The organism is Nonomuraea sp. NPDC050478, from assembly GCF_044458265.1.
GTDB classification, from domain to species: Bacteria; Actinomycetota; Actinomycetes; order Streptosporangiales; family Streptosporangiaceae; genus Nonomuraea; species Nonomuraea ferruginea.
This window is the reverse complement of record NZ_JBITHT010000009.1, coordinates 55,051-67,727: the sequence shown is the minus strand read 5'-3', so window position 1 is coordinate 67,727 and position 12,677 is coordinate 55,051. Positions and strand designations below refer to the sequence as shown.

Annotated in this window: 12 protein-coding genes; all 12 read left to right on the top strand. The window is 71.8% G+C overall.

The features are described 5' to 3' along the window. Window positions 1-148: 148 nt before the first annotated feature. The 12 genes from pgsA to ACIBF7_RS37750 all read left to right on the top strand — a co-directional run bounded on the left by pgsA (window position 149) and on the right by ACIBF7_RS37750 (window position 12,675). The gene (pgsA, locus tag ACIBF7_RS37805; RefSeq protein WP_397199274.1) at window positions 149-751 is read left to right on the top strand and encodes a phosphatidylinositol phosphate synthase; all 603 of its coding nucleotides are present in this window, start codon (window positions 149-151) and stop codon (window positions 749-751) included. Continuing rightward, window positions 748-1,653: a phosphatidylinositol mannoside acyltransferase gene (locus ACIBF7_RS37800; protein WP_148031179.1), complete on the top strand. Its 906-nt coding sequence runs from the start codon at window positions 748-750 to the stop codon at window positions 1,651-1,653. Before pgsA ends, ACIBF7_RS37800 begins: the two co-directional genes overlap by 4 nt. Next, window positions 1,650-2,777, top strand: a complete 1,128-nt coding sequence (locus ACIBF7_RS37795) for a glycosyltransferase family 4 protein (protein WP_148031180.1) — start codon at window positions 1,650-1,652, stop codon at window positions 2,775-2,777. Before ACIBF7_RS37800 ends, ACIBF7_RS37795 begins: the two co-directional genes overlap by 4 nt. 8 nt (window positions 2,778-2,785) lie before the next feature. Continuing rightward, window positions 2,786-3,316, top strand: coding sequence for a hypothetical protein (locus tag ACIBF7_RS37790; protein ID WP_222709133.1), 531 nt, complete (start codon window positions 2,786-2,788; stop codon window positions 3,314-3,316). A 62-nt stretch (window positions 3,317-3,378) separates the two neighbouring features. Further along, window positions 3,379-4,395, top strand: a complete 1,017-nt coding sequence (locus tag ACIBF7_RS37785) for a DUF3048 domain-containing protein (RefSeq protein ID WP_261808499.1) — start codon at window positions 3,379-3,381, stop codon at window positions 4,393-4,395. A gap of 112 nt (window positions 4,396-4,507) precedes the next feature. Continuing rightward, the gene (gene pdxS / locus ACIBF7_RS37780) at window positions 4,508-5,422 is read left to right on the top strand and encodes a pyridoxal 5'-phosphate synthase lyase subunit PdxS (protein ID WP_148031182.1); all 915 of its coding nucleotides are present in this window, start codon (window positions 4,508-4,510) and stop codon (window positions 5,420-5,422) included. 209 nt (window positions 5,423-5,631) lie between these two features. Further along, window positions 5,632-7,299, top strand: coding sequence for an alkaline phosphatase (locus tag ACIBF7_RS37775; protein WP_271278463.1), 1,668 nt, complete (start codon window positions 5,632-5,634; stop codon window positions 7,297-7,299). A gap of 122 nt (window positions 7,300-7,421) precedes the next feature. After that, window positions 7,422-7,577 carry a hypothetical protein gene (locus ACIBF7_RS37770; protein WP_271278464.1) on the top strand — a complete coding sequence of 52 codons (156 nt, stop codon included), beginning with the start codon at window positions 7,422-7,424 and terminating at the stop codon, window positions 7,575-7,577. Between the two features lie 825 nt (window positions 7,578-8,402). Then, on the top strand, window positions 8,403-9,275 hold the full coding sequence (locus ACIBF7_RS37765) for an endonuclease/exonuclease/phosphatase family protein (protein ID WP_345483110.1): 873 nt from the start codon (window positions 8,403-8,405) through the stop codon (window positions 9,273-9,275). A gap of 62 nt (window positions 9,276-9,337) precedes the next feature. Then, entirely contained in the window at window positions 9,338-9,916 is a 579-nt protein-coding gene (gene pdxT / locus ACIBF7_RS37760) for a pyridoxal 5'-phosphate synthase glutaminase subunit PdxT (RefSeq protein WP_148031185.1), read from the top strand. Window positions 9,917-9,919: 3 nt separating this feature from the next. After that, window positions 9,920-10,672: a YebC/PmpR family DNA-binding transcriptional regulator gene (locus ACIBF7_RS37755; RefSeq protein WP_148031186.1), complete on the top strand. Its 753-nt coding sequence runs from the start codon at window positions 9,920-9,922 to the stop codon at window positions 10,670-10,672. 206 nt (window positions 10,673-10,878) lie between these two features. Beyond that, a complete protein-coding gene (locus ACIBF7_RS37750) occupies window positions 10,879-12,675 on the top strand; it encodes a carbohydrate ABC transporter permease (RefSeq protein ID WP_397199273.1) in 1,797 nt (598 codons plus the stop codon). Window positions 12,676-12,677 lie beyond the last annotated feature (2 nt).

Here is a 12,677-nt window from a genome sequence, read left to right as displayed (position 1 = left end):
GGTTTGCGTGCCAACGCCGCGCCCGCGCGGGGAGTGAGAAAACCGCATGGACGCGGTGTGTTCACCAAATACCCATGTGGCGGATATCACAAGGGGGCCGGGGCAAAGAAAGTGGCCGGTGCCGGGATGGCCTACGATCGACATCGCGATGCTGAAACTCCTGCGCCCGGCCGTGACCCGGCTACTCACCCCGTTGGGCAGGGCACTGGTCCGCCGCGGGATCGGCCCGGACGCCGTCACGGCGATCGGCACTCTCGGCACGGTGGTCTCCGCCCTGTTCTTCTTCCCCATGGGCCTGCTCACCGCCGGCGCCCTGGTGATCACCGTGTTCGTGCTGTTCGACCTGCTCGACGGCGTGGTGGCGCGGCTCGGCGGGGGAGGGGGCAGCACGTGGGGGGCGTTCCTCGACTCCACGCTCGACCGGGTCGCCGACGCGGCCATCTTCTCCGGGCTGATCCTCTACTTCATCGCCGACGGTGACGCCCTGCTGGCGGGAGTGACGCTGTTCGCCCTGGTGGCGGGCCTGCTGGTGTCCTACGCGAAGGCGCGGGCCGAAGGGCTCGGGCTGACCTGCGACGTGGGGCTGGCCGAGCGTCCCGAGCGGCTGGTGGGGGTCCTGGTCGCCGCCTGCTTCTCCGGGCTGGGGGTGCCCTACCTGCTGGCGGCCGGCATGTGGTTGCTCGCGGCGGCCGGAGCCGTCACCGTTGTACAGCGCGTGGTCCATGTCTACCGGCAGACGAGGGAGCGATGAGCGGCAAGCCGTCAGTCACCGATCGCGTCGTCGCCGCGGGGTTCGCGGCGGGCTGGACGCTGGTCCCCTACCTGCCCGAACGCCCGACGGCCGCGGCGTTCGGGTTCCTGGCCGACCGGGTGTGGCGGCGGCGCGGCAGGTCGGTGCGCCGCCTGGAGGCCAACCTGGCCAGGGTGACCGGGCTGCGGCCCGGCAGCAGCGAGCTCGGCGAGCTCACCAGGGCCGGCATGCGGTCCTACTTCCGCTACTTCCACGAGATCTTCCGGCTGCCCTCCATCGACCGCGCGGAGATCGTCCGGCGCACCCACGTGGTCGGCGCCGAACACGTCCACGGCAACGTCGCCGCGGGCCGCGGCGTGGTGCTGGCGCTGCCCCACATGGGCAACTGGGACGCCGCGGGCGCCTGGCTGGTCGGCGTCGGCCATCCGTTCACCACCGTGGCGGAGCGGCTGCGGCCCGAGTCGCTGTTCCGCCGCTACGTGCGCTTCCGCGAGGGGCTGGGCATGGAGGTGCTGCCGCTGACCGGCGGCGACGGCCACAACTTCGGCACCCTCGCCTCCCGGGTGCGCAAGGGCGGCGTGGTGTGCCTGCCGGCCGAGCGTGACCTGACCAAGAGCGGCGTCGAGGTGCAGTTCTTCGGCGCGGCCACCAAGGTGCCTGCCGGCCCGCCGCTGCTGGCCGTGCAGACCGGCGCCGCGCTGCTGCCCGCCGTCGTCTACTTCGACGGCGCCGACTGGGGCATCCACATCCACGAGGAGGTGCCGGTGCCCGAGGAGGGCACCCGGCAGGAGAAGGTCGCGGCCGTGGCGCAGGGCCTGGCCGACGTCTTTGAGAAGGGCATCGCCGAACACCCCGAAGACTGGCACATGCTGCAGCGCCTGTGGCTGGACGACCCGCGGTGAGGATCGGCATCGTCTGCCCCTACTCGTGGGACGTGCCCGGCGGTGTCAAGCAGCACGTCGACGACCTGGCCCAGGCGCTCATGGCGCAGGACCACGAGGTCTCCGTCATCGCGCCTGCCAGTGACGACGACGAGCTCCCCGGCTACGTGACGGGCGCCGGCCGCGCGGTGCCGGTGCCCTACAACGGGTCGGTGGCCCGGATGTCGTTCGGCTTCCTGTCGGCCGCCCGGGTGCGCCGCTGGGTGCGCAACGGCCGTTTCGACGTGCTCCACATCCACGAGCCGCTGATCCCCAGCCTGGGCGTGCTGGCCTGCTGGGCGGCGAAGGGACCGATCGTGGCCACCTTCCACGCCTCCTTCACCCGCTCCCGGGCGATCGCGATGGCCGAGCCGCTGCTGCAGAGCGCGCTGGAGAAGCTGAGCGGCCGCATCGCGGTCTCCGACGCCGCCCGCAAAAGCCTGGTCGAGCAGTTCGGCGGCGACACCGTGGTGATCCCCAACGGCGTGACCGTCAGCCGCTACACCGACGCCGAGCCGCTCGACGGCTGGGGGCCCGGCGGCGCCACGATCGGCTTCCTCGGCCGCATGGACGAGGAGCGCAAGGGCCTGCCGATCCTGCTCGACGCCTTCAACCTGCTGGCCGCCGAGCGGCCTGACGTCAAGCTGCTGATCGCCGGGCCCGGCGACACCGGCGACGTCTACGACCGGGTGCGCAAGGAGTTCCGCGACCGGGTGACCGTGCTCGGCATGGTGAGCGAGGCCGACAAGATCCGTGCCTACCACTCGGTCGACGTGTTCTGCGCGCCCAACACCCGCGGCGAGAGCTTCGGCATCGTCCTCGCCGAGGCCATGGCCTCCGGCGCGACGGTGCTGGCCAGCGACATCCCGGCGTTCCGCAAGGTGCTCGGCGAGGGGCAGGCGGGCGCGCTGTTCGCCAACGGCGACCCGGCCTCGCTGGCGCGCGAGGCGGGCGCGCTGCTCGACGCGCCGGACCGGCGGGCCAAGCTCGCCGAGGAGGCCCTGGTCGCGGTCATGAAGTACGACTGGTCGACGGTCGCGCGTGACGTGGTGCGCGTCTACGAGACGGTGACGGCGGCCGGCGCCGGCGTGGAGGAAGACCTGTGACACCCACGATGATCGTCCTGGTCGTGGGCATCGTCGTGGTGCTCACGGCCGTCTACATCTCCTGGCGGGCGGGCCGCCTGGACCGGCTGCACATCCGGCTGGAGCTGGCCCGCGAGGCGCTGGAGGCGGCGCTGGTGCGGCGGCGGGCCGTGGTGCTGGAGCTGGCCGGCTCCCGGCTGCTCGACCCGGCGACCTCGCTGGTGCTGGCGGCGGCCGCGCACGAGGCCAGGATGGCCGGTCCCGAGGAGCGCGAGCACGCCGAGAGCGACCTGTCGGGGGCGCTGCGCGCGGTGGCGGACCAGGAGCGGTTCAGGGAGAGGCTGGGCGAGTCGCCCGGCGGCCAGGACCTGCTGGAGGAGCTGGACGCCGCGGTGGCCAAGGTGGTCTACTCGCGCCGCTTCTACAACAACGCGGTCGCGGTCACGCGGGCGGCGCAGCGGCGGTGGCTGGCGCGCACGCTGCGCCTGGCGGGTCATACGGAGTATCCGCAATTCTTCGAGATCGATGACAATCCGCCCGCGACGATGGCAACTGAATGACCCGGTTTGAGGGAGACCGGTAAGCTTCCATCCGTTCTGGGCAAAAGCGGAGGAGTGTACAGGTGCGGCTACCCCGGATGATCACCGTGACGCTGGCCGGGCTGGCTGTTCTGCTCCCCGTCACGGCCTGCTCGTCGGACGAGCCCGCGGGGGGCGCCGCCCCGCAGGCCAGCGAGTCGGCCACGCCGACCGAGGAGCCGACGCCGGAGAACCTGCATCCCTTCACCGGGCAGCCCGCCGACAAGATGAAGCCGGTGCTCGCCGTCAAGATCGAGAACACCGCGGCGGGCAAGCCGCAGATGGGTCTCAAGAGCGCCGACATCGTGTACGTCACGCAGGTCGAGGCCGGCCTGACCCGCCTGATCGCGGTCTTCTCCTCGAAGATCCCGGCCAAGATCGGGCCGGTCCGCAGCGCCCGCATCACCGACCTGCACGTGGCGCCCATGTTCGGCGAGCCCGCGTTCGCGTACTCGGGCGCGCAGACCAAGATGCTGCCGTTCATCGCCGAGGCGTCGCTGCACGACGTCTCCGACAGCCGGGTGCCCGGCGCCTACTACCGCGAGCCCGGCCGCTACGCCCCCTACAACCTGTTCGCCAGGCCCAAGAAGCTCCTGGCCGCCGCCCGCCAGGCGAGCAAGGCCGGCGACATCGGCTTCACCTTCGGCGATCCGCCCGCGGAGGGCGGCGTCGACCGCACGTCGTACACCGTCAAGTGGCCCGCCGCGCGCTTCACCTTCCGCTGGTCGGAGGACGAGAAGCAGTGGCTGATCTGGCAGGACGGCAAGAAGGACGTGGCGGCGGAGGGCGGCCAGCTCGGCGCGTCCACGGTCGTCATCCAGTACACCAAGACCGAGCGCTCCGAGTTCCACGACTCCAACCAGAGCTACACGCCGCTGGTGAAGACGGTCGGCAAGGGCTCGGCCATCGTGCTGCGCGACGGCAAGGCGTACAAGGCGAGGTGGGAGCGGGAATCCGAAGAGGGCGGCACGACGTTCACCACACAGAGCGGCGAGCCGATGAACTTCGCGCCCGGTCAGGTCTGGGTGGCGCTCGCCAGCCGCAAGCCCGTGACGCCGTGACGTACAAAACTCCGCGCCATTCGTGACATGGTGGCATGCGGGGGAGAAGTGCCTCAGGACCTACGATGGGTTTGAAAACTTACCGTTCCCCCCTAGCTCGTGAGGAAGACCGTTGTCCACCAGCACGCCCGAAACCCCGTCGACCACCGGCACCGGCACCGCCCGCGTCAAGCGAGGCATGGCGGAGATGCTCAAGGGTGGCGTCATCATGGACGTCGTCACCCCCGAGCAGGCGAAGATAGCCGAGGACGCCGGTGCGGTCGCCGTCATGGCCCTGGAGCGCGTGCCCGCCGACATCCGTGCGCAGGGCGGCGTCTCCAGGATGAGCGACCCCGACATGATCGACGGGATCGTCAACGCCGTCTCGATCCCCGTCATGGCCAAGGCCCGCATCGGCCACTTCCTCGAGGCGCGGGTGCTGCAGTCGCTCGGCGTAGACTACGTCGACGAGTCCGAGGTGCTCACCCCGGCCGACTACGCCAACCACATCGACAAGTGGCAGTTCACGGTGCCCTTCGTGTGCGGCGCCACCAACCTGGGCGAGGCCCTGCGCCGCATCACCGAGGGCGCGGCCATGATCCGCTCCAAGGGCGAGGCCGGCACCGGCGACGTCTCCAACGCCGTCACCCACATGCGCACCATCCGCGGCGAGCTCAAGCGCCTCGCCTCGCTGCCCGAGGACGAGCTGTACGTTGCCGCCAAGGAGCTGCAGGCCCCGTACGAGCTGGTCGCCGAGGTGGCCAAGGCCGGCAAGCTGCCGGTCGTGCTGTTCACCGCGGGCGGCATCGCCACCCCGGCCGACGCCGCGATGATGATGCAGCTCGGCGCCGAGGGCGTGTTCGTCGGCTCCGGCATCTTCAAGTCGGGCGACCCGGCCAAGCGCGCCGCCGCCATCGTCAAGGCCACCACCTTCCACGACGACCCCGACGTCATCGCCAAGGTCTCGCGCGGCCTGGGCGAGGCCATGGTCGGCATCAACGTCGACGAGATCCCGCAGCCGCACCGCCTGGCCGAGCGCGGCTGGTAACCGGCGCGTCGCACCCCGTGTCCGGGCCCGCCGGATGAGACGATCTTGTCCGGCGGGTGACCCGTACAGTGGGTGCTTATTTCCGAAAATGGCGACATCCGCGAAGGATGTCGCCATTTTTGTGTTGATCGGCGTTCACTCGGGAGTCAGGATCACCAGTCAGGATACGGACGTCCCCCTGGCCATGATCGCCTCCTCAGGAGCCTCCCATGCCCGAGCTCAACCGCCGGCACTTCCTCGTCACCGGTCTGGCGGCCGGCGCGGCCGCCGCCATCCCCGCCGCCGCGCACGCGGACCCCGGGACCGCGCAGGCCCTCGCCTCACGCGATCCGCGCACCGATCCCTTCACCCTCGGCGTCGCCTGCGGCGACCCCGGCAGCGACGGCTTCGTGCTGTGGACCAGGCTCGCCCCGCAGCCGCTGGCCGAGGACGGCCTCGGCGGCATGCCGGCCCGGCCCGTCCAGGTGCGCTGGCAGGTGTACGCCGACGAGCGCTGCCGCCGCCTGGTCCGCTCCGGCGTCGCCGTCGCCGCGCCGGAATGGGGCCACAGCGTGCACGTCGAGCTGGACGGCCTCAGCGCCGGGCGCGACTACTGGTACCGCTTCCGCGCCGGCCCGTACGTCTCGCCTGTCGGGCGCGCCCGCACCGCGCCGCACCCGCACTCCTACGGCGGCCCGCTGGCGATGGCCTTCGTCTCCTGCAGCCAGTACGAGCACGGCTACTTCACCGCCTACCGCAGGCTCGCCGAGGAGCACCCCGACCTCATACTGCACCTGGGCGACTACCAGTACGAGTACGCCAGGAACAGCTACGAGGCCCCCGGCGGCAACGTCCGCGACCACGAGGGCCCGGAGACCGAGACCCTCGCCGGCTACCGGCTCCGGCACGCCCAGTACAAGACCGACCCCGACCTGCGGGCCGCGCACGCCGCCGCGCCGTGGCTGGTCGTCTGGGACGACCACGAGGTGGACAACAACTGGGCCGGCGAGGTCCCCGAGCGCCCCGACCGGCCGCAGCCGGACTTCCTCGCCCGGCGCGAGGCCGCCTTCCGCGCCTACTACGAGAACATGCCGCTGCGCCGTGACTCCATCCCGCGCGGCGTCGACATGCAGCTGTTCCGGCGGGTGCGGTGGGGCCGGATGGCCACCTTCCACATGCTCGACACCCGCCAGTACCGCGACGACCAGGGCTGCGGCGACGGCTACCGCGACTGCCCCGACGCCACCGACCCCGCCAGGTCCATCACCGGCGCCCGGCAGGAGGAGTGGCTGCTCGACGGCTTCCGCCGCTCCGGCGCCCGGTGGGACGTCCTCGGCCAGCAGGTGTTCTTCGCCCAGCGCGACAACAACGCCGGACCCGCCAAGGTCACCAGCCAGGACGCCTGGGACGGCTACGTCGCCTCCCGGCGGCGCATCACCCAGGGCTGGATCGACGCCGGCGTGCGCAACCCGGTCGTGCTCACCGGCGACGTGCACGCCCACTGGGCCGCCGACCTCAAGCTCGACTACGACGACCCGACCGGGCCCTCGGTCGGCTCCGAACTCGTCGCCACCTCCATCACCAGCGGCGGCGACGGCGCCGACTCCGACCCCGCCACGCACCCCTTCCTGGGCATCAACCCCCACCTGCGCTTCTACAACAACCAGCGCGGCTACGTGATCACCCGGGTCGAGCGCGAGCGGCTCACCGCCGACTTCAAGGTGGTGCCGACCGTACGCGAGCCCGGCGCGGAGGCGCACACCAAGGCCACCTTCGTGATCGAGGACCGGGTCCCGGGCGTCCAGCAGACCTACCTGCGTCCGCTCGACCCGTCGGCCCGCTCCAGCGGCCAGATGACGGCCGAGGACACCGTCCGCTGGGAGACCGAACGCCCGTGATCTTCTGGGGGCGGAACCCCGCCCCCAGCCCTCCCCTCCCGGAGACGGCTATCCGGGAGGGGATCCCAGACCCTCGCCTCTGAGGTCCTCCCAGGAGCTGGGATGCCGCACTCCGTAAGGTCGTGCCGACCGTACGCGAGCCCCGTGCGGAGGCGTACACCAAGGCCACCTTCGTGATGACCGGATCCCGGGCGTTGCGCCGATTCGACCCGTCGGCCCGTGTCAGCGGCCAGATGACGGCCGAGGACACCGTCCGCTGGACGATCGAATGCCCGTGACCCCTCTGAGGGCGGAACCCCGCCCCAGGAGACGGCTACCCACAGATCCTGAACGTGGCGTTCTCTCCGGCGCGGATCCCGGACGCTCGCCCGTGCGGCCCGGGGGCCGGCCGCTACCACTGCGCGACCATCCACCCCGAGCTCACGCTTGCCCGTGGGGCCGGGGGACGGCCCCCACGGGTCCTGAGCGCGGCGTTCCCTCCAACGCGGATTCCCAACGCCGGCCCGTGAGGCCCGAGGGCTGTTACCCGCAGATCCTGAGCGCGGCGTTCTCCGCCGACGCGGATCCCAGAGCCTCGCCCGTGAGGACCTCGAGGAGGTGGGATCGCCCCATGACGCTCGCGCGCGAGGTGGGGGTTTTCGGGTCCTGGCGCGTCACGCTCGCGCGGGGAGGCTTCTCGGGCGCGGACGGTTGTGATGCCCGCGTGAGGTGGAGTTTTGGGGCGCGTTGTGAAGGTGCGCGCGGGAGGTGGGCTGGGACCGCGGTTTTGATGTCCGCGCGGGAGGTGAGCTGGGACCGCGGTTTGATGTCCGCGCAGGAGGTGAGCTGGGACCGCAGTTGTGACGTCCGTGCCAAGGCGGGGTTTTCGGGCCTTGGCTGGTGACACTCGCGCGAGACTAGGTTTTCCCGACTCTGGTTCGTGACGTTCGTGTCGGGGGGCCGCGGACTCTCGCTCGTGGCGTCGTCCCGGAAGCGGGAGTTGCGGGTCTCGCCCGGTGATGAGGCTGGTGGGGTTCCCAGGCTCCGTTTCGCCGGGGTGGGGCTGGGTTGCTGTCTGCTCGTACGGGATCCGCGGGAGTCTGGCCATCTGGTTGGATGCGTTCGTGGTCGCACGGCTGATCCTCACGCTGGCCCTGACCGTCACGGGCGTCGCGACGGACGGGCGGGTCCGGCTGTCGGTGCTCAGTTGGAACGTGTGCGCGGGCACGAACGCGGCGTGCGCCCTGTACCGGGCCGGAGCCCAGGAACTGGCCTGGAACATCAGCGGGCACGCGATCGGCACCCCCGTCCGCCCGGACGTGATCTTCCTGCAGGAGTTCTGCTCCGGCGCGACCCACACCCTCGAACGCACGCTGGAGATCCGCACCGGCCGCGCCTGGACGGTCGGCTCCTGGAGCCTGCTGGACTCCGCCGGCGTCCCGTACCCGTGCCACCCCGACCGCCTAGGCCGCCCGCGCGGCGCGCAGAGCATCGCCGTCGCCGTCGCCCGCCACGAGGCCGACTTCCGCGTCCATCCGCTGCCCTCCCCGCCCTGGTACGTACGCCGCGCCGTCCTCTGCGCCACCGTTCGGGCCATCCGCGTGCACGCCTGCAACACCCACCTGTCGGCCGGCACCCCGTACGACGACAGGCAGCCGGGCGCCCCCTACCGCACCAAACAGATCAGAAGGCTGCTCGACATCGCCGCCAAGGAGGGCCACCGGGCCGTCTTCGGCGGCGACCTGAACGCCGCGCCGCCGGACAGCCGCACCGGCGCCGCCGCCGGCCGCCGCGCGGTCGCCCCCGCCTACCGGCGTCACCGGGAGTGCGACCAGCGCGGCGGCGACCGCACCGGACGGTGGACGCACCTCGGCAGCGGCGGGCGCAAGAAACTCGACTACGTGTTCGCGCCGCCCGGCGCCGTCCGCCGCTGCCACGTCGGCCACGGCGTCACGCTCTCCGATCACCGGCCGCTCTACGCCGAACTGGCTCTGTAGGAAGATGTCAGGTATGTGCGGTGTTGAACGGACGACACCCTGAAGCTGACGGAAGGACGACCGTGCCCGAAATCGGGGTACTCGCTCTGCAAGGCGACGTGCGTGAGCATGTGCGCATGCTCCAGGAGGCGGGCGCCGAGGCCCGCCCCGTGCGCCGGCCGGCCGAGCTCGACGCCGTCGACGCCCTGGTCATCCCCGGCGGCGAGTCGACCACCATGTGGAAGCTCGCCGAGACCTTCGACATGCTCGAACCGCTGCGGATGCGGGTCAAGGAAGGCATGCCCGCCTACGGCTCGTGCGCCGGCATGATCATGCTGGCCGACCGCATCGAGGACGGCGTCGCCGGCCAGCAGACGATCGGCGGCATCGACATGGTGGTCAGGCGCAATGCCTTCGGCCGCCAGGTCGACTCCTTCGAGGCCGGCCTCGACTTCGCCGGCGCCCCCGTGCACGCCGTCTTCATCCGCGCCCCCTGGGTCGAATCGGTCGGGCCGGGAGTCGACGTGCTGGGGCGGGCCGAGCCTGGGGATAGGATCGTCGCGGTCCGACAGGGGCCGTTGCTCGCGACGTCGTTCCATCCCGAGCTGACGGGAGACACGCGCGTGCACCGATACTTCGTAGACATGGTGAGGGAGCTATAGGCGATGTCCGGCCACTCCAAATGGGCGACGACGAAGCACAAGAAGGCCGCGCTCGACGCCAAGCGCGGCAAGCTGTTCGCGAAGCTCATCAAGAACATCGAGGTGGCGGCCAGGACTGGCGGGCCTGACCCGGATGCCAACCCCACGCTGTTCGACGCGATCTTCAAGGCGAAGAAGAACTCGGTCCCCAACGACAACATCGAGCGGGCCCGCAAGCGTGGCGGCGGCCTGGAGGCCGGCGGCGCCGACTACCAGGTCATCATGTACGAGGGCTACGCCCCCGGCGGCGTCGCGGTGCTCATCGAGTGTCTGACCGACAACCGCAACCGCGCCGCCTCGGAGGTCCGGGTCGCGCTGACCCGCAACGGCGGCTCGCTGGCCGACCCCGGCTCGGTGTCCTACATGTTCAACCGCAAGGGCGTCGTGATCGTGCCCGGCGACGGGCTCGACGAGGACACCGTGCTCATGGCCGTCCTCGACGCGGGCGCCGAGGAGGTCAACGACCTGGGCGAGTCGTTCGAGGTGGTGTGCGAGGCGGGCGACCTGGTGCCGGTGCGCAAGGCGCTGCAGGACGCCGGCATCGACTACGACTCGGCCGACTCCAGCTTCCTGCCGACGATGAGCGTGCCCCTCGACGAGGAGGCGGCCAAGAAGGTGTTCCGGCTCATCGACGCGCTCGAGGACAGCGACGACGTGCAGAACGTCTACGCCAACTTCGACGTCTCCGACGAGGTCATGGAGAAGCTCGACGCCTGACGGGCCGCCGTCGCGAGCCTGCTCCTCGCGGGCGCTCAGTGCGCCGTCGCGCGGAGGCGGGCGCGTCGTCCGGCCTGGGTAGCCGAGGGCTCACGGCGTGCCGTCAGCGACCTCCTGGGGGCCGTCCCAGGGGGGCCGTCGTTCCCGCTCGGCGCGTTCCCGGACGCGTAGCAGGGCGGGCCGGAATCGGCATAGGGTCGGGCGTCGTGACCTCCCGCACTCCTGACTCCCCGGCCCCGGTGCTGGGCTGGCTGCTCCTCATGCCGGCCGTGCTGGGCATGCTGATCACCTTGCTCCTGCCCACGGTCCTGACGATCGGCTTCAGCCTGCGCTCGGGCGGGCTCGTGGGGCCGAGCGCGTTCGCCGGGCTCGGCAACTACGGCCGGTTGCTCGGCGACGACTCGTTCTGGCCGGCGCTCGGCTTCACCCTGTCGGTGACGATCATGCCGCTGCTCGTCGCCCTGGTGGTAGCGCCGCTGCTGGCGCTCGCCCTCGACCGGGGCGGCGCCTGGATAAGGCGGGCCGGGCGCATCCTGCTGTCGCTGTCCCTGGTGACCTTCTCGCCGGCCGCTGTCGCCGTCTCCTGGCTGCGCGGGCTCCGGCCGGACGCCGAGGGCCTGACGGCCATGGCACGCTCCCTCGCCGAACCGGCGACCGCCCCGGGAACGCTCCGGCTCATCGTCGCCGCGGCCACCTTCGGCGTGGTGTGCGCGCTGGCCGTCCTGGCGTTCCTGCCCGCCCTGCGCGGCGGCACCGTCACCCCGGCCATGCTCGCGGTCGCCGGGATCGTCGCGCTCGCCACCGTCGCGGCGGGGCTGCAACTGTTCACGCTCGGGCTGGTGCTGACCGGGGGCGGGCCGCGCGACTCCACCCAGACGCTCGCGCTCCTGCAGTACACGTTCACCTGGCGGGCGGCCAGGCTGGGCATGGGAGCCGCGATCGCCACCCTGACGGGCGTGATCCTCGGCGTGCTCGGCATCGCCGCCACGATCCTCGCGATCGCCACCCGCATGCGCCTCACCATTACCTCCGCCTCCGCTCCGGACGAGGATCACTCCCCGCAGGCTCCCGCGGCGGGCCCGGGCAGTCCGTACTTCCAGGCCCAGCCGCAGGACGCCGGACTCACAATCGGGCAGCCGCCGGGCGCGGCCATCCCGTACGGCGCCGCGCCCCTTCCGGGCAACCCGTACGCGCCGGGCACCCCGTACGAGACCGGGGCCGGGAAGCCGGACACCGCCCGGAAGCCCTCGGTGGCGGGCATGGCCGTCGGAGTGGCTGCGCTGGTCGCGGCGGCCGTCCTCATCTTCCTGTGGAGCCGGCCCTGGCTGTCCGCCCTTCTCCAGCCGGCGGAGGCGAGCGCGCTCCACGGGCGGAACGTGCACCTGAACACCTGGCTGCCCGCCTTCGCCGGCGCGCTGGTCTCCGTCGGCGTCGCCTATCTCGGCGCGCTCGGCATCGGCGGCGTGCGCCCGCTGGGCAGGCGCAGCGAGTGGCTGCTGCTGCCGTTCGCCCCCTGGCTGTTCGTCGGCGCGGGCCCGCTCAGCATCGCCAACTGGAACACCCTGCGCGGCCTCGGTCTCGTCGACACCGTCGCCGCCCTCGTGCCACCGCTGCTCGTCAGCGTGCCAGCCCTGGTCATCCTCACCCTGCTCTGCAAGGGCCTGGCCGAGCGCAACACCGGCGACCTGCTCTCAGGCGTCGTCAGGCCCTCGTTCCCGATGGCCTGCGTCCTGGTCGTCGCCGTCACGCTGGTGAACGCCCAGGACCTGCTCTGGCCGCTCCTGGTCACCCAGCAGCCGGACCTGTCCACCGCGCCGCTCGCCCAGTTCATGGCGTCGAGCCAGTTCCCCGGCGGCGGCGCCGACGTGGGTCTCGCCACACCGCTGATCGCGATCGTGCTCGCGCTCGCCGCCGCCGTCGCGGCGCAACTGCTGTACCTGGACCGGCTCGCCCTCACCGTCGGGCGCGATATCGGGTCGCGGGAGCACGGGCCGGATGCTTAGGT